Raw genomic sequence first — 20,427 nt, 5'->3', positions numbered from 1 at the left:
TCAGCACCTAAGACAACCTCTGCTGGGGCTGTTATTGCAAGTAATGGTGTTTGGGTGCTGGGGGAGTGCTCACGGCTGAGATCGGAAATGCAGACCCTCTGCTGCCTGCCAAGTTGACGCCCGGATGCCTACGACGCGGAAACCCAGGTGCCTCCGACCCGGAAACCCTGGCACCTGGAGAACAAAAAGTCCCCGGTGCCTGTGGAACCAGACACACTCGACATCTGCCGAACCCGGGGATGAACCAACTCTGGTCCGTGAAGCGTTAAGATGATCCGAGCGGAAATTGCAGTATCAGACCATCTATTGTGCATTCAGGAGCGAGGTCGAATGACATTCCTCGAGTCGATGAACTCGCCATCACAGCTGCGTGAACTCGACGACGCCGAGTGCGAAGTTCTGGCGAAGGAGATCAGGGACTATCTGGTCACCACGGTTGCCGGCACAGGTGGTCACCTGGGGCCCAACCTCGGCGTGGTCGAACTCACCGTTGGCCTGCATCGCGTGTTCGAGTCCCCTCACGACACGATCCTCTTCGATGTCGGCCACCAGACGTACGTGCACAAACTCCTCACCGGTCGCATGGGGGACTTCTCTAGTCTGCGCCAGCGCGACGGACTCTCGGGATACCCCAGTCGGGCCGAGAGCGTACACGATGTCATCGAGAACTCGCATGCTTCGGCATCGCTGTCCTGGGCCGACGGAATCGCCAAGGCTCATCAGCTCCAGGGCGAAAGCGACCGCCACGTCGTCGCCGTCATCGGTGACGGCGCACTGACCGGTGGCATGGCCTGGGAAGCTCTCAACACCATCGCCGCCGACAAATCGACGCCACCGCGCAAGCTCATCATCGTCGTCAACGACAACGGCCGCTCCTATGCACCGACGGTCGGCGGGTTCGCAGAACACCTCGACGAACTGCGCACCACCACCGGATACGAGAAGCTCCTGTCCTGGGGCAAATCGACGCTTCGGCAGTCGGGCGCACCCGGACGAGCCGCGTACAGTGCCATCCACGGGGTCAAACGAGGACTCAAGGACATGGTCTCCGCGGATCAGGCCGGAATGTTCGACGAGCTCGGCATCAAGTACCTCGGGCCAGTCGACGGTCATGACCTGCCGATGGTCGAGAAGGCGCTGCAGCGGGCCAAACAGTACGATGGCGGTCCCGTCATCGTGCATATGATCACCCAGAAGGGCCAGGGCTACGACCCAGCGATCAACGACGATGCCGATCAGTTCCACTCCGTGGGCGTCATCGACCCTACGACCGGTCAGTCGTCTCCGTCGAAGCAGACCTCATGGACCTCGGTCTTCGGTCAGGAGGTCCTCCAGATCGCACAGTCCCGGGATGACATCGTCGCCGTCACCGCGGCAATGCTCCTGCCCGTGGGCCTTGCGAAGTTCGCCGAGGTGTACCCGGAGCGGGTCTTCGACGTCGGCATCGCCGAACAGCATGCAGTCACCTCCGCGGCCGGACTTTCCTACGGCGGACTGCACCCCATCGTGTGCATCTACGCGACGTTCCTCAACCGCGCTTTCGACCAGATGCTCATGGACGTGGCCCTGCACGGTCAGGGAGTCACTTTCGTCCTCGACCGGGCCGGAATCACCGGTCCCGACGGTGCCAGCCATCACGGGATCTGGGATATGGCGATGCTGCGCATCGTGCCTGGTCTCAAACTCGCGGCGCCTCGTGATGCCGCTCGTCTGACGGAAGAACTGGGCGAAGCTGTCGCCATCGAGGACGCACCCACCGTGATCCGATTCCCGCGCGGAAGTGTGGGAACGGACATTCCGGCGCTGCGTCGCCTTGATGATGGTGTCGACGTTCTGCGCGAGGTGCCGACAGGCACCGCCAAGGATGTGCTCATCGTTTCCGTCGGTCCGTTCGCCGGGCGAGCCCAGGAAGTCGCCGAAGAGTTGGCCGACCAGGGCATCGCGTCGACGATCGTCGACCCGCGTTGGGTACTGCCTGTGCCGGGCAGCGTCATCGACATGGCTGTTGAGCACAGTCTCGTTGCGGTGATCGAAGACGGTGTCAAGGTCGGCGGAATCGGTTCACAGGTCCGTAGCGATCTGCGTGCCGCCGACTCTCGCGTCGGAGTCCTCGAACTCGGAGCACCCGATGAGTTCCTGCCGCAGGGCACTCGCGACGAGATCCTCGAATACGCGGGACTTGACGTGGACACCATCGTTTCCGAGATCGTTCATATCCTGCCCGCAGATGTCAGGAACCGCGCTCAGCAGGGATCCCGCAGAGCAGTCTGACTGCGTGTCTGGGCCCTAGGTCGGCAGGTTCAGGCTGCGGGTAGTGTCTCGATGGTGCCTTTGAGCACCGGTGCGCTCAGCTCGACCTGCCACTTCCTGGCTCCACGCTCGAAGAGGAACTCTTCGACGTCGACTCGCGGCTGTGCGCCGAGTGCCTTGACGATGGCCGGCTGCAACAGCACGTCGTGGGGAATTGCGTGTTCTTCGGCCAGCTCTGCCATCGCAGATTTAAGAGCCGCCACTCGTTCCTTGATGTCTGTGTGACTGAACGGCGTCCGTGTCTGAACTGCGTTGGCTTCCCTTCTGCCAGGCAACTCGTCAACCGTCAGCCGAGTCGCCTTGCGGTAGGCCCGGAAGAGTCGTCCGGCGTCTGCGCGCGAGAGCCTGGGCCACGTCGCCATGATGTCGTCGCTGGACTGGACCCGTGACTGAGCCAAGGCGATCAGATCCCGATCGCGCAGGATACGCGAGGGAGCATTGTCAGTTTCCGAGGCCATCTCGTCACGGGCCGTCCACAGCTCCCGCACTTTGGCGATATCCTTGCGAGACTTGAGCTTGGTCAATCCGTGAGTCCGGCGCCAGGGCTCGGCGAAGTGCTTGGGCTCGAAATCGAGAAGATGCTCGAACTCCTGCCGTGCGAACTCCCACTTATCGGCTTCGACGAGAGCATCGTGGAGAATGTCGCGAATAGGCAGCAGAACCTCGACGTCGAGGGCGGCATAATTGAGCCATTCCTGGGGCAGTGGGCGCTTCGACCAGTCGGCCGCCGAATGCTCCTTGGCCAGGCGAACACCGAGAGTCTTCTCGGCCACGGCCGCCAGACCGAATTTGTCCCACCCGAGCATCCGAGCAGCGAGCTCGGTGTCGAAGAGCACTTCCGGTCGCATCCCGCGTTCTTGCAGGCAGGGCAGATCCTGAGTCACAGAGTGTATGACCCATTCGTCTCCACCGAATGCAGAGTTGAGGGGGCTGAGGTCCTCAAGCACTTCGGAGTCGAGGAGGAAGGTGCCAGCATTCTCGCGTCGCAGCTGAACCAGGAAGGCGCGCTGACCGTATCTGATGCCTGATGCACGCTCGGCATCGATGGCGATGGGGCCGGATCCATGTGCGAGCTCGTCGCAGGCCCTAGAGAATTCGGCTGAGGAGTCGACGAGCGGCGGAACGCCATGAGCGGGTGTGGCCAAGAGCGGTAGTTCGGTTGTCATCGACGTCGCCCGGGCAGGGCTGAAACTCCTTCAGGAAGCGGTGGCAGTCCGGCAACTGTGCACAGCAGATCGATCCAGGCTTCGAAGTGATCGCCGATCAGTTCCGGCTCCGCGATCACGGGGGTCCATGAAGCGCGCAACTCCAAGTCTATCGTGGACGACCGATCGGCAAGAGTGCCGAAGCTCTCAGAGAGGACGCGGGTTGTCGTGCCACCGGCGGCGACGACCTCACAGTCATTCGACTCGAGGGCCTCTTCGAGCCAGGTCCAGGCGACCGGACCGAGCATCGTCTCATTGCCGAGCTCGTGCTCGAGTTCGGCACGAATATAGGAAACGACTCGGAACTGACCCTCCCACTCCTCAGGAGAGCTGGGATCATAGAGGACCACGATACGGCCGGTAGCCAACTCTTCGATCGCCTCACCGGTGGCATGCAGGAAAGTCTCATCGGCCCTGACTTCGGCACCCAGAGCATAGGAATACGGCGCCAAACGGGCCGGCGCAGGTATTTCGGAAATCGAGACGTTGCTCGTGTTCCGAGCTTCGCGCAGAACCGAGGTCGCGGCGGAGAACTCCGACGGAATGCGATTGAGAGGTGAGGTGTTGACCACACTTGCCACGATAGATCAGGCCAGGGTAGAGGTGAATCGTCCACGCCGTGGCGGGACCAAGAGTTTTCGCCCGCACCTGCGATCAAGACACGGCGTCTTGAAACCGAAACCCGGTGGGCATTGATCTGCTTGTGATGGGAGGATGGGGACATGACTTCAACCTTGTTGCCCGCCCTGCGCGGAGAGCAGATTGCGCACACTCCGGTCTGGTTCATGCGGCAGGCCGGCCGTTCACTTCCCGAATATCGCGAGCTACGTGCAGGCACCGCGATGCTCGATGCCTGCCGAACCCCGGAATTGGTCTCAGAGATCACTCTGCAGCCGGTGCGACGACACGGTGTGGACGCCGCCATCTTCTTCTCCGACATCGTGGTTCCGTTGCAGGCAGCCGGTGTCGATGTCGAGATCGTCCCCGGTACCGGACCCGTGATCGCGAACCCGATCCGCAGCCGCGCCGACATCGAAGCACTGGCCGAGCTCGAACCCGACCAGATCCCCGACATCGCGGAATCGATCGGTCGGATCATCGAAGAACTCGGCCAGGAAACCCCGCTCATCGGCTTCGCCGGTGCTCCCTTCACGCTGGCCAGCTACCTCATCGAAGGCGGGCCGAGCAAGAACCATGAGAAGACGAAGTCCCTCATGGCCGCAGAGCCGGAGACCTTCTCCCTGCTGCTGAGCAAGCTCGCTCGGATCTCATCGACGTTCCTCGACGTTCAGCTCAACGCTGGCGCCTCCGCATTCCAGCTCTTCGACTCATGGGCCGGATACCTGTCCCGGCGCGATTACGAAGCCCACGTGTTCGAGCACTCCAGCGCGGTCTTCGAATCGTTGCGCCATCACGAGGTGCCCAGCATCCACTTCGGCGTCCAGACAGGGGAGCTCCTGACCTCCATGTCGCGGGCCGGCTCCACCGCCGTCGGCGTCGACTTCCGCGTCGACCTGGCCGATGCCTCGACACGAGTCCAGCCGGAGCAGCCCCTGCAGGGCAACCTGGATCCGGCTCTGCTCTTTGCCCCCTGGGAAGCTCTGGCACCGCGCATCGAAGAGATCGTGCGGCAGGGCCTGGACCATGAGGCCGGTTTCGTCTTCAACCTCGGTCACGGAGTCCTCCCCGACACCGATCCCGAAGTGCCCGGACGGATCGTCGCCGAAGTCCACCGCATCTCCGCAGAGATTCTGGCCGCACGGGGCTGAGCCGATGAGTCACATCACGATCGTCGGGGGAGGCATCTCCGGTCTTGTCACCGCCTATCGCCTTGCCCCCGACCATCAGGTCACTCTCCTCGAAGCAGATGCGCGCCTCGGTGGGTGTCTGCACTCGACGAACCTGGGTGGAACTGTGCCCGTGGGACTCGACACCGGTGCCGAAGCCAGTCTCTACCGTCGCCCGGAGACGAAGGACCTCGTCGCTGAACTCGGTCTGGACACCGAATTCCCCTCGACTGTGCACAGTTCGCGAGTTCTGTCGAAGGGGCAACTCCACGCGATTCCCAAACGCACAGTCATGGGAGTGCCCGGCAATGCTGCCGAGGTCAGGGACCTCCTCGGCGCCTCCGCCACGGACCGGGTCGCCCATGAGGTCATCACCGCTCCGATCGCCGGGCAGGACGTCTCCTTGGGAGAGTTCCTGGCAGACCGCCTCGGCGCCGACCTCGTTGATACGCTCATCGACCCGCTGCTCGGGGGAGTGTATGCCGGACGGTGCCGTGACCTGTCACTTGCATCGACCGTGCCCGCCCTGCTGCCGGCTGCACTCGAGGGAACCTCGGTGCTCGAACTTGTTTCCAGCCTGCTCGCCGCACGTGACGCACAATCCGCGGCACTTGCACGGGGAGAGAACCCACAACCTGTGTTCATGTCTCTCATCGGAGGGATCAACCGCCTCGTCCCGGCCCTTGAAGAACGCATCCGTGCCCACGGCGGTACGATCCACACCGGCACACACGTGAAATCCGTGCAGACCGAGAACGGACAATGGACGGTGGCCACTGTGGACGACAGCCTGGAATCCGATGCGGTCGTCCTGGCCACTCCCGCACATGTGACGAAGCATCTGCTCGCCGAGGCGGCCCCTCAATCCGCTTCATTGCTGGCATCCGTGCCCTACGCTTCGACCGCACTGATCCCGGCCCTCGTCGAGGTTGGGGATCGGGGGCTCGAAGGATCTGGATTCCTCGTCCCACCGACGGAGAAGTCATTCATCAAGGCCTCGACGTTCGTCTCGAACAAATGGCCGTGGCTGGGCGAGCGCATTCCTGAGGGCACAGCCCTGATCCGGATGAGCATCGGGCGATACGGTGACGGGCCGGGAGGCTGGCAAGAGTGGGAGGACGACGAGGTCATCGCCCGTGCCTTTGAGGATTGGCAGGCCATCGCCGAGCGCGGATGGGATCGGCTCATCGCAGCAGAGGCACACCGGTGGGAACTCGCGCTGCCCCAGTACCTGCCGGGCCACGCCGAGACGGTGGAGAGAATCGATGCGGACATCGCCGACATCGCCGGTCTCGAACTGGCAGGTTCGGCCTACTTCGGCGTCGGCATCCCCGCTTGCATCGATCGTGCCGAAACGGTGGCCCAGAGAATCACATCCGCCCAGACGTGAACTTCACTTAAAGCTCTAGCATTTCACCGAAAACCGACCGACGAAACACCGTACTCAAGCACCGACACACAGAGAAGAAGGAGCAGGAATGAGCGAATACTCCAACCCCACCGACGAGCAGATCGAACAGGCGAACAACGACACGCGGTATATCGCATACTCGGTCTTCGCCTCGGCCGGCGAACTCGGCGATGCCGACCGAGCCGAACTCGCGAACGAGGTTCACGAAGCACTCGCTCCGCTGAAGGAGCAGGGCCTCGTCGTCCGCGGAATCTACGATGTTTCCGCACTGCGGGCAGATGCCGATGTGATGTTCTGGTGGCATGCGCCGACGATTGAACTGGTTCAGGCCGCCTACTCGGCAGTGCGTCGCAGCATGCTCGGCGGAATCCTCGAGCCGGTCTGGTCTGTCGTGGGTCTGCACCGTCCAGCCGAATTCAACAAGGCACACCTGCCGGCACTGCTGACCGATGACGAGCCGGGCAAGTACATCTGCGTGTACCCCTTCGTTCGGTCCTACGACTGGTACCTTCTCGATCCCGCTGAGCGCTCCACGATGCTGCGAGATCACGGCATGGCCGCAGCAGGATACAAGGACATCAAGGCCAATACGATCGCTTCGTTCGCCCTGGGCGACTATGAATGGCTGTTGGCCTTCGAAGCTCCAGAGCTGCACCGCATCGTCGACCTCATGCGCGATCTTCGCAATACGAAAGCTCGTCTGCATGTGCGCGAAGAGGTCCCGTTCTACACCGGACCTCTCCGCGAGCTCGTCGATATCATCAGCGACTGGCGCTGATCTTCACCGACTGACCAGAAGCGAGTGATCCGCAGCGACTGATCTCTGCAGTGACTGATCCGCATCACCTTTTCGGGGCCCCGGCAGGGCACAACGCCTTGCCGGGGCACCGAAGCGTCCGGCGGCAATGACGGAGCAAGCAGCGGGTAGCCTGTGAGCATGACTGCTGCAGATGGCTTCGCCGGCGACGCGGACTACGGCAAGATCGGTGCCGGCTACCGTCAGTACAGGCGCCCGGAACCAGAGTTTGCGCAAGCGATCCTGCACGCTCTCGGCGATGTTCGACAGGTGATCAACGTTGGTGCCGGAGCCGGATCCTACGAACCCAGCCAATGTGGCGTCACAGCGGTGGAACCATCGGCTGCGATGCGGGCACAGCGGGCGAAGGGTCAGGCATCGGTCGTCGACGCCCGTGCAGAGGCACTGCCGTTTGCCGACGATTCCTTCGACGCCGCGTTGTCGACATTCTCAGTCCATCAATGGCAGAGCCTCGACGCGGGTCTATCTGAGATGCGGCGAGTCGCTTCCGGCCCGGTGGTCATCATGACCTGTGATCCGACTCGGGTGGAGCGATTCTGGCTCCGTGACTTCGCGCCCCAAGTGTTCGAGACTGAGGCACGCCGATATCCGAGCCTCGAACGAATCTCAGAATGTCTTGGCGGCACGGTCGAGGTCACTCATCTGCCGATCCCCTTCGGCTGCGTAGACGGTTTCTCCGAGGCCTATTTCGGTCGGCCGGAGATGTTTCTCGATCCGGGAGCCAGGGAAGCGAACTCCGCGTGGAGCTTCGTCGCCGAGGACTCGGCTCTGCGATCGGTCGAAAACCTGCGCCGCAGCCTGAACGATGGAAGTTGGGATGACGCACACGGGTCGCTGCGGACTGCATCGCACTTCGATGGGTCCCTGGTCCTCATCAAAGCAGAACCGTGATCAGGGCAGAACTGATCACTCTGGCTGTTTCTTCTCCACCACATACGAGTGGCCATTGGCGTCGGTGCGCATCTCCAAGCCCATCGCGTCGAGTCGTTCGTGACGCAGATGCTCATTCTCGTAGTAGCCACCGGGGCGGGAGTTATCGACTTGTGCAGGGCCGACGATCTTGCGGAAGAAGCGGTTGAGCCATGCAACGCGTCGCTGGGAGTCGTGCGAGTCTGACATGCGAGTCCATTCGGTGGTGTCGAGCTGGTGAGGTTGGTGCTCGGCTGAGGCGATCACAATATAATCAGTGTACGCTAAACATTAGTGCACTAACTAATCAATCAGCCTGGTTGACGAACAGATCAGACTCGTCGGAAGGACACGGAATCGATGTCGACCTCGTACGATCCGCTGGCTCTGGAGAGCCAGATCTGCTTTGCTCTGACTGTCGCCTCCCGCGGAGTGATCTCTGCCTACCGTTCGGTGCTCGAGCCCCTCCACCTCACCCACCCGCAGTATCTGGTCATGCTGGCTCTGTGGCAGCACGAAACGCTGCCGGTGAGGAAGATCGCCGAGCTGCTGCGTCTTGAAGCTGCAACGGTGTCGCCACTGATCAAACGCCTCGAAGCCCTTGACTATGTGGAGAAGGCACGCAGCAACTACGACGAGAGAGTCGTGGAGGTCTCGCTGACCGAGACCGGGATCCAGCTGCGGAGGACTGCCGAGGCGATACCGGGGCAGATGATGGCCAAACTCGATATGGGCGAGGCAGATCTGCGAGAGTTGCACGCTACGATGACGCGGCTCATCGACGCCGTCGACGCTTCACACACAATTGACACAGCCAGCCCAGCCGACGCAGTGTCCTCAGACGCCGCCTCGGCGTGACATCGGGGTGTGCTCGATCCCGTCCTCAAGGAACCGGGGACCATTCGGGCTGAACCCGAAGCTCGCGTAGAAGCCCTCGAGATGAGTCTGGGCGTTCAGCGTCAGAAGACGATCCCCATGCTCGGCCACGATGTCGCCGATGAGCCTGCGGCCCCAGCCTTGGCCGCGCGCCTGCGGATTCGTGACGACGCGGCTGATGCTGCGGGCTCCCGGCTCGAAGGCAGGACCGTCGGGCAGATCGGGCGGCAGGATACGGGCATAGGCTTTGGGAGCAAGACTGCGGCCAACCTCGGTGCCATGACTGTCCTGGATTGTCCGCACCTCATCAGGGTAGAAGGCGTGCAAAGTCTGCGGGAGCGTGTCGACACCATCCTGATCGAGGAAGAGACAGTCCTGCTCGACGACGAAGACCTGAGACCGCAGCTGCATGATCCCGTAGAGCTCCGTCCCGCTCAGCTCCTCGAAGGTCTTGACGACAAGCGTTGATCCTTCGCTCATTCCTGGCCGTCGATGAGCCGCAGGGAGATCGAGTTCAGGCAGTATCGCTGGTCTGTGGGGGTGTCGTAGCCTTCGCCCTCGAAGAGGTGCCCCATGTGCGAATCGCAGTTCGCGCACCGAACCTCGACGCGCTCCATGCCCATCGAGGAATCGCGGAGGTAGCGGACCCGGTCCTCGGCCAGGGGAGCGTAGAACGAGGGCCAACCGCAGTGCGAGGAGAACTTGGTATCGGAGGGGAACAAGTCTGCTCCACAGGCACGGCACTGGTACATTCCGACGCTGTTCGTGTCGACGTATTCGCCGGTGAACGGACGCTCCGTGCCGCCTTCGCGCAGCACCGCGAATTCATCAGGAGTGAGTACGTCCTGCCAGCGGATCTCCTCGGGATTGTCTTCTGTGTTGACGTTTGGCGACTGACTCATCGCGACCTCCGGTGTTTGTCGATATCTGTTGGAGTCCATTGTCCCACTGCACTCGGGCTCTGGAGAGCCCTCTGACCTGCACAACAGCGTTTGGAGACTGCTCATTCCTTGGGTGACAATGAAGTCAGGAGGTTTTCATGGTTCGCGACACTAAATTCCCGACTCGCCTGCTTCTGGCTTCGGTGGGTGTCGGTGCTGGGATCGGCACCGTGATCTCGGTGGCGTCTTCGGGACTGGCCGCTTATTTTGCACGCAGAATCCTCGTTCCCGAGAACGCGCCGGAAGAACTCGAGATTCTCCACATCGACGGATTCCCGCCGAACATGCGCATTCACCTGCCTGCTGATGAAGAGACCACGGTGCGCGGCACCTACGGGCTTTATTTCAACCAGGGCGCCGGTCATGCCGTGATCGGCGATATCGTCGAATACGATCCGCGATCGCGAACCGTTTCCCGAGAGATCCTCTCGGTGACCCGTGGAGACATCAAACGCGCCTCGCACGGCCGGTGGACGGGCATCGTGTACCCGGAACCGTTGGCGGCAGGAGTCAACGCCGAGGACATCGAGATCGAATCCGACGCCGGACGGCTGCCTGCCTGGCTGCTGCCCACCGACCACCCCGAACCTCAGGACACGTGGGCGATCCTCGTCCACGGCCGTGCCAGTACCCGGGCCGAGGGGCTGCGTGCTGCCCCGATCCTCAATACCTTGGGTGTCCCGGCCATAGCCATGTCCTACCGCAACGACGCCGAGGTCAGGGTCGAGACTACATCTCGCTACGGCCTCGGCGACACAGAGTGGATCGACGTGGACGCGGCCATCGACTTCGCGATCTCACGCGGAGCCCGCGAGGTCGTCCTCTTCGGCTGGTCGATGGGCGGAGCCATCGCGCTGCAGGCCGCCTCCCGTGGCCGGAACCGCCGTTACGTGAAGGCCCTCGTCCTCGACGGGCCCGTCGTCGACTGGGTGAATGTCCTTGACGGCCAGGCCCGGCGCAACATGCTTCCCACACCGATCGCCAAACTCACTCTTGAGATGATCACCCAGCCGTGGGCGCGACCGATCACCGGCCTGCAGACGCCATTGGACTTGGGCAGGCTGGACTGGGTGACACGCGCGGCGGAGCTCGACGTCCCGGTGCTGCTCATCCACTCCGACGATGACGAATTCGTGCCATCCTCGCCGTCCCACGCGCTGGCGTCCGTTCGCCGCGACCTCGTGACGATGCCTGTCTATGACCAGGCGCGCCACACCAAGGAATGGAACATCGACCCCGTCCGCTGGGAAGACGATGTGGCGAACTTCCTCGAGGCGAAGATTCTGCCCAAGCCCTGAACTCGGGGCTGAGTTCAGGGCCGCAGCACCAGAGAATCTTCGGTGTGCCTACCCAGTGCATCGGGCGTGTACGGCCAGGGTCGGGTCCTGTTGGCGGCCCAGTCCTCGGTCTGGTCGGCATAGTGTGGGTGGAAGGCGTGCCCCGAGGCGCCGGTGAGGTTGATCCACTGCGAGTGGTTGAAGTCCTTGAGGTCCACAATCTGCCGCATCGAGGGCACCCAGTTCGTCTCGAAGCCGACCGAGGCGTCCCAGCCTGTGGCGTTGACCTCTCCCGACCCGCCGGCAACCTCATAGGGGCCCCGATTGAATAGCCGCTCAATGGGTTTGATCCCTGATTCGCCGAGGCTGGCGTTGCGGATGGTCAGCCTGTGCAGAATGCCCCACCGCCAGGTCACAGGCTCGGAGCCGAGCAGGTCCTCGGTCGTCTCCCACGCCGAGTCCATGGCCCGAGCCAGCGCTTCGTCCCGGTTGTCGACCTTATCGTCGGCCCACCATTGCGAATCGGGTTTCTGCAGCTGGTTCTTGATGATGAGGTACCAGCGGGATCCGCCTGCAGGGGGCACCGCATCGGGCAGCTTCGGAGCGAAGACTTCATCGAGGATCGTCTTCGAGAGCACATTGAAATAGGCTGCTGCAGCACTGTTGGCATCATCGCGGCCATCCCAGTCTGCGAGCAGCTTCTGAGCCTTTGCTATGTCGGTGTCCTTGCCCGCATCGATGTCTTCCAGCAGCGGGATCAGGGTCAGCGCAAGCGGGTTGAGGTCATCACCCTGGATGCGCGACATGTCGGCGGTTGTGACGGGACCCTTCGCCATCGTGTCCCGGAGCAGCTTCGTGATCCGCCGCGCTCGGTCTCCATAGTCGAAGTCGTCGCTCAACTGCACGGACTCTCCTGGGGGCGTGACCGGGTTGTTGGCCGTCACGATCCATCCCCGATCGGGGTTGTACAGGCTCGGCAGATCCTTGAAGTCGATGTATCCCTGCCAGTCCTCATCGGTCTTCCAACCGTGGCGTGGCAGCATACCGTCGCCCTTGCCGCGCTTGGGGATCTTCCCCGGGGCCTGGTAGCCGATATTGCCGGCAGTGTCCGCGTAGATGAGGTTCTGGGAGGGCACGTCGAAGCGCGAAGCGGCCTGTCGGAATTCCTTCCAGTTCGTCGCCGCATTGAGCCCGAAGATCGCGGAGGCGGTGTTGCCCGGTTCCAACGCCGTCCATTGCAACGCCAGTTGGTAGTGTTCGTCGGCTGGACCCGACTTCGTGTCCGCGGTGTTCGCCCCGGTTGAAGCATCGAGCACACTGCGGTAAGGACCATTGAGGTCGGAGATGAGAGGGCCGTTGCGTGTTGAACGGATCGTGATTTCGCGCGGTTCCTCTTTCGCGATCTTCACGGTCTCTTTGCGCGTGGTCACGGCTTCATCCCCGGAGTCACGAATCACCTCGCCGTCGCGGACCTTCTCCACTACGAGATCGGCGACATCGGGCCCCAGGTTCGTCAGCCCCCAGGCGATGGACTGGTTGTGTCCGATGACGACGCCGGGCAGGCCCGAGAACGAGAAACCGGACACGTCGAAGGGACATTCGGGTGTGATCTCGGTGCAGCGCAGACCGATCTGATGCCATACGGACGGCATGGCGGGAGCCAGGTGTGGATCATTGGCCAGCAGCGGGGCACCGGTGGCCGTGTGCTCACCGGAGACCACCCACGAGTTCGACCCGATGTCATGACTGTTGACCCCCAGAAGCGCGGGCAGTGACCTCAGGTGCTGTTTGAGTTCGCCGAGGTTGGACGGAGTCTTGGTCACCTCTCCGCCGGCATGCGCTTCGTCGCCGGTCTCGTCTTCAGCGGCTTTGCTCTTCCTGGCTTTGCTATCATCGGCTTTGCCTTTGTCTGACTTGCTGTCTCCGTTGCCCTTGCTGCCGGCGGCGCGTGATTTGGCGCCGGCATTGCCGCCGATGATCGTCGGGCGGGTGTCATAGGGATAGTCGGGGTAGATATCGGCCATCTGCTCATCGTCGAGCGTGGACTGGCTGATGGCTCGGTCGATTTCGTCTTCGACGTTCGAACGCAGGTCCCAGGCCATGGCCTTGAGCCAGGATACGCTGTCGACGGGAGTCCATTCCTCGATCTCAACCCCACCGTTTTGGAGCCCGATGACTCCGTACTCGAGGGACACCTCGGTGGGGGACTTGTCGTGGAGGTAGGCGTTGACGCCTTCGGCGTAGGCCTCATAGTACGCAAGCGTCTTGTCATCAAGGGCCGCGACTTCCTTCTCGGCGACCTTCCTCCAACCCAGCGTGCGGATGAACGAGTCTGTGCTGAACTGTGATTCTCCGAAGAGTTCCGAGAGTCGGCCCGAGGTGACATGCCTGCGGAAGTCCATCTCCCAGAACCGATCCTGGGCATGGACGAAACCCTGGGCCATGAAGAGGTCGTGGGAGTTACTCGCCTCGACGGTCGGGACTCCTGAGTCATCGCGGGTGACGCTGACCTCGCCGTTGAGGCCCGGCAGCGAGATGTCACCGTCGGTGGTGGGAAAGGAGCGACGGACGAGGAAGACGCCGAGCAGGGTGAGGATGAGCACCAAGACGAGGACTGCTGCGAGGATGCGGATGAGGACTTTCGCGCTCACAAAGCGATGCGCACCTGACGGCGGACGGACGGCTGCCACCAGAGCATTGGAATCCTCTGAATCCGCGTCTGTCATGTGTCTCCTTCGACCGAGTCTGAGTTTCAGCTCAGATTATCAGGTGACCTGGCCTCATCAGGAGGTTTGGGCGGGTAGATGAAGGTGACGAGGACGACGGAGATCATCATCAGGAGGAACCATGCCACGAGTTTGGTCGCCGGAACCATCTCCCAGCCGTCGATCTGGGACGGATAGAGCCATGCGCCGGTGACTGTTCCGATGTCTTCAGCGATCCAGATGAAGAACGCCACCAGCACGAATGTGAGGAGGACCGGCATGCGCAGAGTCAGCTTGTGCACACGGAAGTGCATGCGACATCGACCCCGACAGCAAGGACGAGGAACACCCGCACGTCGACCACATAGTGGTGGGTGAAGAAATTGAGATAGATCGCTGCGGCGATGACCGCGGTGCTCCACCTCGGCGGGTAATGGCTGAACCGCAGGTCGAAGAGACGATAGACGCGCACGATGTAGGAGCCGACCGCGGCGTACATGAACCCAGAAGCAGCATCGCCGTCTGGATCAGGACTGCCAGGATGACGAGGAGATCATTGCGGGCCAGGATCGCCCCGTCCGGGTACCACCAGGCGGTGAGGATGATCGTCAGCAGCATGAGGGCCCCAAACAGACAGGCCAGGCCTGCTTGATCCCGAAGACGAGGAACTCACGCACCCCTGCCGGCACCCGAGTGAGATGACGATTGGCAAGACTGTCGAGGAACCGTTCGAGCCGTGTGAGTTCATGCTGATCGGCCATAAGATCCTTCGGCTGTGGGGAAGCGGTCGCGACAGAACCCTATCGCGGGCTAATAGACTCGGGGCATGCACATCGTCATCTTCGGAGCCTCAGGCCATGTCGGAACGGGCCTGGCCAAGCAGCTGTCGCCTGAGCACCACATCACCGGCATCGTCCGTTCGCAGCCGGAGGACGAAACCGCCTACCGGCCGGTCGTCGTCCCCGATTGGGTGGATCGACCGCAGGCAGTCATCGAAGCACTTAAGAAGGTGGACGCACCCCCGGTCGATGCGGTCATCGCCACGGTCGGCGGGTGGTACGTGGACATCTCGATGATCGACCGCGGAATCGACTCCTTCGACGCGGACTACTCCTCATACCTGCGGGGCCATTTCGCCGCCTGCGCGGTATCGGAGGCGCTCGCCGAGGAGGGGCGAAGTGACCGTGTCCGGCACCTCGCCCTCAACGGTGTGGCCAGCGTCGAAGCCTGCGTCGGGTCCGGTGCGATCAGCGTTTTCGGCGCGGCCCAGGAGATGCTCCTCCGGGTCGCTGCGGCAGAGACGGACTCCGTGTACTACCGCGAGCTCAAGGTCATGGCGCCCATCGGCGGTGATGACCGCAACGATCTCAGCGGGGGAGTGGAGACGATCAGCCTGCCGGCAGTCGCCGAGGCTGTCAGCTCGGTCCTGTCCCGAACGGGCGAGCACGAGATCAGCACCCAGCTGGGCGTCTAGGCCGACACAACAAGCTCGAGCCTGGTCGCGTGCCTCAAGCTTTGCGGTAGCGGATGAAGACCTGGTCATCGACGGTGCGCACATCGATGAGTCGCAGGTTGAGGGTGGCCTCGAGCTGGGAGAAGTGGCTGCCTGAGTTTCGGGAGTAGAGCGGGCTGAGGCTCAGGTGCAGTTCGGCACCCGGAACGGCATCGAGGAGGCGGTAGGCCAGATTGGGTCCGGACTCGCACACCAGAGTCTCACTCGTGGACTCGATGCTGTTGAGCACCTGTGCGGCAGTTTCGGGAGTGAAGCCCTGTGCTCGATAGTCCAGGCCAGCCTCGGCGAGGTGCCTGCTCAATTTCTCCGGATCTGACTCGGTGAGCACATGCACGGGTGTGTGCTCGAGGGCTTTGCCCGGTGCGTTGATGACCGGCAGTGCGGGATTGAGCGCGGTCCTGCGATCGATGATGATGGCACCTGCCCGCTTACGCAGGGAGGTGAAATAGGCGAAGTCGGCCTTCGTGGACACACCCGTCGACCAACCGTCTTGGGCATACGAGGCGTTGATCGTCTGCACCAGGGAGATGATGAGCTTTCGCATCGAGGTGCCTCTACTTCTGCAGCTGGGACTCAGGTCCCATGGCGATACGTGGATGGGCATCGGGGTCGATGGTCTCGAGGATCCAGGTGAGGTCCTTCTCCTTCAGCGTCACGCACCCGCTCGTCCCGGAATCATGATCGATGTGCAGCCAGATCCCACCGCCCTTGTCCCACCCCAGCGGACGAGTCTTGTCGGTGGGCGGTGTGCCCGGCACGCGGTTGTAGTCGATCGCGATGATGTAGTCGAAGACCCTGTCATATTCGGGTCCGTAGGCCACGGTGGCTGACGAGGGCAGTCGGTCGTCCTGAGTGTAGGGAAGTTCGGTTCCCGGGTCCTGTTTGTAGCCGCCCGCATCGGAGAGGGTGAAGACACCGACCGGTGTTGTCTTGTCGCCCTCCCGACGATCGGCCAGCCACCCGTTCTCCCCATTGTGGACGTCGAAGGTCTTGCGCTTCTTCCACGCCCCATCAGCGAAGGTGTAGAAACTCAGCTGACCGGAATCCGAGGACGCGTCCCGGCCACTGGCGACGAGGACCTGAGAGGTCTCGGCCGGAATCTGAGCTGCTGTCTCCGGGCCCAGCCCAGGGACCGGAACAGAATGGGCAGGTCCTGTTGGCTCTGCGGTTGCGGCTCCGGGCGGAGTCATCTGTGCGGGAGCTGCGAAATCGCCGAGGTCGTTCTGCTGTGCAGGTGCCGCGACCTCCCCGGACGGGGCGGTCACGCCGTCATCGTCGTCGCTGTCGGTCGGCGTTGCACATGACGAAAGCGTCAGGGCCAAAACGGCGACCGTCAGGCTGGTCCCGGTTCGGGCTCCACCACTGAACATGAGGTCATCTTCTCACGAACCTTGAGAACTCAGTGGAAGTGACTATGCGAAAATGACCCAATGAGCATTCCACCTGTGCCGAATCATCCTCCGCGCCCCGGGCGTCGGAGGCCGGCCGAGGAGTCTCCAGATTCGATCACGACGCAGTTGTTCATCGGACAGGACAAATCCCCGGCCGCTGATGGTTCGACCCAAGCACTCAGCTCCGAGGAGCTGGCCAGACTCCGGTCGATGGTGTCCTCCGACGGGGCCGACGCCACCGAGGTGCTCAGCCTCGAGGAGCTGCGCCAGCTGGCCGCAGCAGAGAACGACGAAACCGGACTCAGCGGTCCGATCCCGCGCAAGGTGAGGTCCGAAGACATCGCCGAGGCAGAAGCTGCCTCGGCACCGAAGCAGTGGAATCCGCAGGGCGTGTCGGCAGAGCAATCTCCGAACCCCGAACCCTGGGGCGGCGAATTCGGTGCGCCCGGACCACCTGCCCCGCAGCCCCCTCCTGAACCCCATCCCACCGAACACCCCGGAAACGAGTCGCACGTGCCCAACGGCGCATCAGCCTACGCCCCACGGACAGCAGTCGCCTACGCAGGACACGGTGGCCACGGACCCGCCGGTGGTGCCTATGGCCCCGGCGGCAGTGCTGCAGGACCCGCTGGCTCCAACGGTGGTTACGGTTCCAGCGGCGGCGGATACGGCCCCGGAAGCGGCGGATACGGCCCCGGAGGACCGGGCGGATACGGACCGGGTGGACCGGCCGGTCCCGGCGGACCCTACCGACATGACAACGAGACGAAGAAGGTCCCAGGCTGGCTCTGGGCATTGGCCGCGGTCGCCCTGGTGCTTGCTCTCGGCATCGTCGGATACATCGCCTGGGATGCGACGCAGGGCCAGGACGATTCTGCGTCCGGCACGTCCTCCGAGGGGCCCTCCGAGGGTGCAGGCTCTGCAACCGATGAACCATCGACCTCGGCGCCGCCGGTCGCTGCCGAATCGTTCAAGTCTCCGTCCGGCAACATCTCCTGCACGATCGATTCAGACCGCACCCGATGCGTCATCTCATCCTTCGACTACACCAGCCCCGAGAAGCCCGACGACTGTCAAATGGAGAACTGGGGAGCTGTCGTCGTGGCCAACAATGAAGGTGCCGGCTTCTCCTGCCGTGAGGCGCCGGAGAGCTCCGGTCCCGCTCGAGTGCTCGGCTACGGCGAATCGATCACGGCCGAGGGGATGACCTGCACCTCCACCCGTGAGGGCATGACGTGCAAGTCCGACGAGACCGGAGTCGGCTTCAACATGCGGCGTGCAGCGGTCGACTTCCTCGACTAGACGGATAGCGATCTTAGGATTTGGACAGGTTTGGAACCGGCGGAGTAACCAGGGCTAAGTTGTGTGTGTGGCTTACAGGTTGCTCCTCCTTCCTTGCCGCGACGAGTCCTGAACATAACAGCACCCTCGTCGCGGAGTTTCTCCTATGCTGAAGAAGCACACGAACAATGATTGAGGAACCATGAAACTGCAGAAGCCGACCCCCATGCCATTCAGCAAATACAAGTCTTTCCAGGACCGGATCGCCCTCGATATGCGCGACCGCACCTGGCCCGACCAGCTGATCCGGAAGGCTCCGCGCTGGCTGAGCACAGATCTGCGTGATGGCAACCAGGCTCTCATCGATCCGATGACGCCGGATCGCAAACGCAAGATGTTCGATCTCCTCGTCAAACTCGGCTTCAAGGAGATCGAGGTCGGGTTCCCCGCAGCCAGCCAGGTCGACTTCGACTTCGTCCGCGAGATCATCGAACAGGATGCCATCCCCGACGACGTTCGCATCTCGGTGCTCACCCAGGCCCGTGAGGACCTCATCGAGCGCACAGTGGAATCCCTCGTCGGCGCGCAGAAGCCGACAGTTCACCTCTACAATGCGACGGCACCGGTCTTCCGCAAGGTCGTGTTCGGCTTCGACGGTGAGGGCTTCGACCAGACTCGCGACATCGCCACCCGCGGCACCCAGGCGGTCATGAAGCACGCCGAGTCACTCCTCGGCGACGTCGACTTCGGCTACCAGTACTCGCCGGAGATCTTCGTCGACACCGAACCCGAGTTCGCTCTCGACATCGTCGGCAGCGTCCTCGATATGTGGCAGCCGGCTTCCGGCCGTGAGACGGTCGTCAACCTGCCCGCCACGGTTGAACGCGGCACCCCCAACACCTACGCCGACCAGATCGAATGGTTCTGCCGGAACATGCCATACCGCGACGAGGTGGCCGTGTCTCTGCACCCCCACAACGACCGCGGAACCGGTGTCGCAGCCGCGGAGATGGGCATCATGGCCGGTGCCGACAGGATCGAAGGCTGCCTCTTCGGCAACGGCGAACGGACCGGAAACCTCGACCTGGTCACCGTGGCGCTGAACCTCTACACGCAGGGCGTCGACCCCGAACTGGACTTCTCCGACATCGACGAAGTCATCCACACCGTCACCGAATGCAACCAGATCGGCGTCCACGAACGTCACCCCTACGGCGGTGACCTCGTCTTCACCTCGTTCTCCGGTTCGCACCAGGATGCCATCAACAAGGCGTTCGCCGACCGTGAGAAGAGAGCCAGTGAGCAGGGTGTTCCCGTGGACCTGATGGAATGGGACATGCCCTACCTGCCGGTCGACCCGAAAGATCTGGGTCGCTCCTACGAGGCGATCATCCGCGTGAACTCGCAGTCCGGCAAGGGCGGAGTCACCTACCTGCTCAAGAGCGAGTACGGCCTGGATCTGCCTCGCCGCATGCAGGTCGAGTTCTCCCGCGCCGTCCAGGTGCACACTGAAGGTGGGGGAGAGGTCTCCGCCGAGGAGATCCGTCGCATCTTCAACTACGAGTACCTTCCCAGCGATGATCAGGACAAGGCTTGGGGCCGCTTCCAGATCGTGGGTCTGCGCACCGACTCCGGCACGGTTGACGACTCGGGCACCTCGGAACGCGTCGAAGTCGACCTCATCGTCGACGGTCAGGAGCGCACCTATGAAGGTCACGGCAAAGGACCCATCGATGCGCTGGTGAAGATCCTGATCGAAAATTTCGACGTCGATGTCCGTCTCCAGGACTACACCGAGCACGCCATCGGCTCGGGCGCTGACACGATGGCCGCAGCCTACGTCGAGCTCGCTGTCGAAGACCGTGTGGTCTGGGGTGCCGGACTGCACCCCAACATCACGAAGGCTTCACTCAAGGCCGTCGTCTCGGCGGTCAACCGGGCCGCCCGCGATCGCGACGGAGAGCGCTGATCCTTCGGGGCTGAGCATCCCGGGCAGGCAGCCTG

General features: G+C 62.7%; 18 protein-coding genes and 1 pseudogene. 10 read left to right on the top strand and 9 right to left on the bottom strand.

Annotation, left to right across the window (positions count from 1 at the left end; all coding sequences use genetic code 11):
- The first annotated feature begins 330 nt into the window (after positions 1 to 330).
- Positions 331 to 2,271, top strand: a complete 1,941-nt coding sequence (dxs, locus tag BSP239C_RS04435; protein ID WP_101570411.1) for a 1-deoxy-D-xylulose-5-phosphate synthase — start codon at positions 331 to 333, stop codon at positions 2,269 to 2,271.
- Positions 2,272 to 2,300: 29 nt separating this feature from the next.
- On the opposite strand, the gene BSP239C_RS04430 is transcribed toward dxs, so the two are convergent.
- Together BSP239C_RS04430 and BSP239C_RS04425 are read right to left on the bottom strand one after the other, a co-directional pair.
- Positions 2,301 to 3,476 (bottom strand): HRDC domain-containing protein, encoded by a 1,176-nt coding sequence (locus tag BSP239C_RS04430; RefSeq protein ID WP_180958920.1) that lies wholly within the window; start codon positions 3,474 to 3,476, stop codon positions 2,301 to 2,303.
- The gene (locus BSP239C_RS04425) at positions 3,473 to 4,087 is read right to left on the bottom strand and encodes a DUF3000 domain-containing protein (protein ID WP_101570410.1); all 615 of its coding nucleotides are present in this window, start codon (positions 4,085 to 4,087) and stop codon (positions 3,473 to 3,475) included. Before BSP239C_RS04425 ends, BSP239C_RS04430 begins: the two co-directional genes overlap by 4 nt.
- Before the next feature lie 150 nt (positions 4,088 to 4,237).
- Here BSP239C_RS04425 and hemE point away from each other — a divergent pair, with 150 nt between their 5' ends.
- The 4 genes from hemE (at position 4,238) to BSP239C_RS04405 (ending at position 8,421) form a co-directional block, all read left to right on the top strand.
- Positions 4,238 to 5,284: a uroporphyrinogen decarboxylase gene (gene hemE / locus BSP239C_RS04420; RefSeq protein WP_101570409.1), complete on the top strand. Its 1,047-nt coding sequence runs from the start codon at positions 4,238 to 4,240 to the stop codon at positions 5,282 to 5,284.
- Between the two features lie 4 nt (positions 5,285 to 5,288).
- Positions 5,289 to 6,692, top strand: coding sequence for a protoporphyrinogen oxidase (gene hemG, locus BSP239C_RS04415; RefSeq protein ID WP_101570408.1), 1,404 nt, complete (start codon positions 5,289 to 5,291; stop codon positions 6,690 to 6,692).
- A gap of 88 nt (positions 6,693 to 6,780) precedes the next feature.
- Positions 6,781 to 7,491 carry a hydrogen peroxide-dependent heme synthase gene (gene hemQ / locus BSP239C_RS04410; protein WP_101570407.1) on the top strand — a complete coding sequence of 237 codons (711 nt, stop codon included), beginning with the start codon at positions 6,781 to 6,783 and terminating at the stop codon, positions 7,489 to 7,491.
- Between the two features lie 159 nt (positions 7,492 to 7,650).
- Positions 7,651 to 8,421, top strand: coding sequence for a class I SAM-dependent methyltransferase (locus BSP239C_RS04405; protein WP_101570406.1), 771 nt, complete (start codon positions 7,651 to 7,653; stop codon positions 8,419 to 8,421).
- A 15-nt stretch (positions 8,422 to 8,436) separates the two neighbouring features.
- Here BSP239C_RS04405 and BSP239C_RS04400 read toward each other — a convergent pair whose 3' ends face one another.
- A complete protein-coding gene (locus BSP239C_RS04400; RefSeq protein ID WP_226830486.1) occupies positions 8,437 to 8,649 on the bottom strand; it encodes a hypothetical protein in 213 nt (70 codons plus the stop codon).
- A 150-nt stretch (positions 8,650 to 8,799) separates the two neighbouring features.
- Here BSP239C_RS04400 and BSP239C_RS04395 point away from each other — a divergent pair, with 150 nt between their 5' ends.
- Positions 8,800 to 9,297, top strand: coding sequence for a MarR family winged helix-turn-helix transcriptional regulator (locus tag BSP239C_RS04395; RefSeq protein ID WP_101570404.1), 498 nt, complete (start codon positions 8,800 to 8,802; stop codon positions 9,295 to 9,297).
- Here BSP239C_RS04395 and BSP239C_RS04390 read toward each other — a convergent pair.
- On the bottom strand, positions 9,277 to 9,795 hold the full coding sequence (locus BSP239C_RS04390; RefSeq protein ID WP_101570403.1) for a GNAT family N-acetyltransferase: 519 nt from the start codon (positions 9,793 to 9,795) through the stop codon (positions 9,277 to 9,279). The genes BSP239C_RS04395 and BSP239C_RS04390 overlap by 21 nt on opposite strands.
- Positions 9,792 to 10,217, bottom strand: coding sequence for a peptide-methionine (R)-S-oxide reductase MsrB (gene msrB / locus BSP239C_RS04385; protein WP_101570402.1), 426 nt, complete (start codon positions 10,215 to 10,217; stop codon positions 9,792 to 9,794). The genes BSP239C_RS04390 and msrB overlap by 4 nt, the downstream gene beginning before the upstream one ends.
- A 137-nt stretch (positions 10,218 to 10,354) precedes the next feature.
- Here msrB and BSP239C_RS04380 point away from each other — a divergent pair, with 137 nt between their 5' ends.
- The gene (locus tag BSP239C_RS04380) at positions 10,355 to 11,554 is read left to right on the top strand and encodes an alpha/beta hydrolase (RefSeq protein WP_101570401.1); all 1,200 of its coding nucleotides are present in this window, start codon (positions 10,355 to 10,357) and stop codon (positions 11,552 to 11,554) included.
- A 14-nt stretch (positions 11,555 to 11,568) separates the two neighbouring features.
- Here BSP239C_RS04380 and BSP239C_RS04375 read toward each other — a convergent pair whose 3' ends face one another.
- Together BSP239C_RS04375 and BSP239C_RS04370 are read right to left on the bottom strand one after the other, a co-directional pair.
- Complete coding sequence (locus BSP239C_RS04375; protein WP_101570400.1) at positions 11,569 to 14,259, bottom strand: penicillin acylase family protein; 2,691 nt, start codon at positions 14,257 to 14,259, stop codon at positions 11,569 to 11,571.
- Between the two features lie 26 nt (positions 14,260 to 14,285).
- Positions 14,286 to 14,999, bottom strand: a pseudogene (locus tag BSP239C_RS04370) (DUF817 family protein).
- Between the two features lie 65 nt (positions 15,000 to 15,064).
- On the opposite strand from BSP239C_RS04370, the gene BSP239C_RS04365 reads away from it, so the two are divergent.
- Complete coding sequence (locus BSP239C_RS04365) at positions 15,065 to 15,712, top strand: hypothetical protein (protein WP_101570399.1); 648 nt, start codon at positions 15,065 to 15,067, stop codon at positions 15,710 to 15,712.
- Between the two features lie 34 nt (positions 15,713 to 15,746).
- Here BSP239C_RS04365 and BSP239C_RS04360 read toward each other — a convergent pair whose 3' ends face one another.
- Both BSP239C_RS04360 and BSP239C_RS04355 read right to left on the bottom strand, forming a co-directional pair.
- Positions 15,747 to 16,295 (bottom strand): hypothetical protein, encoded by a 549-nt coding sequence (locus BSP239C_RS04360; RefSeq protein ID WP_101570398.1) that lies wholly within the window; start codon positions 16,293 to 16,295, stop codon positions 15,747 to 15,749.
- Between the two features lie 10 nt (positions 16,296 to 16,305).
- Positions 16,306 to 17,121, bottom strand: coding sequence for a L,D-transpeptidase family protein (locus BSP239C_RS04355; RefSeq protein WP_101570397.1), 816 nt, complete (start codon positions 17,119 to 17,121; stop codon positions 16,306 to 16,308).
- Between the two features lie 60 nt (positions 17,122 to 17,181).
- On the opposite strand from BSP239C_RS04355, the gene BSP239C_RS04350 reads away from it, so the two are divergent.
- Together BSP239C_RS04350 and leuA are read left to right on the top strand one after the other, a co-directional pair.
- The gene (locus BSP239C_RS04350) at positions 17,182 to 18,444 is read left to right on the top strand and encodes a DUF6636 domain-containing protein (RefSeq protein WP_101570396.1); all 1,263 of its coding nucleotides are present in this window, start codon (positions 17,182 to 17,184) and stop codon (positions 18,442 to 18,444) included.
- A gap of 181 nt (positions 18,445 to 18,625) precedes the next feature.
- The gene (leuA, locus tag BSP239C_RS04345) at positions 18,626 to 20,392 is read left to right on the top strand and encodes a 2-isopropylmalate synthase (RefSeq protein WP_101570395.1); all 1,767 of its coding nucleotides are present in this window, start codon (positions 18,626 to 18,628) and stop codon (positions 20,390 to 20,392) included.
- Positions 20,393 to 20,427: the final 35 nt, after the last annotated feature.

The sequence above is a fragment of the Brevibacterium sp. 239c genome (assembly GCF_900169365.1).
In the GTDB taxonomy this organism is placed as follows: Bacteria; Actinomycetota; Actinomycetes; order Actinomycetales; family Brevibacteriaceae; genus Brevibacterium.
The sequence above is the reverse complement of the archived record's forward strand: the minus strand, read 5'-3'. Positions and strand labels throughout refer to the sequence as shown.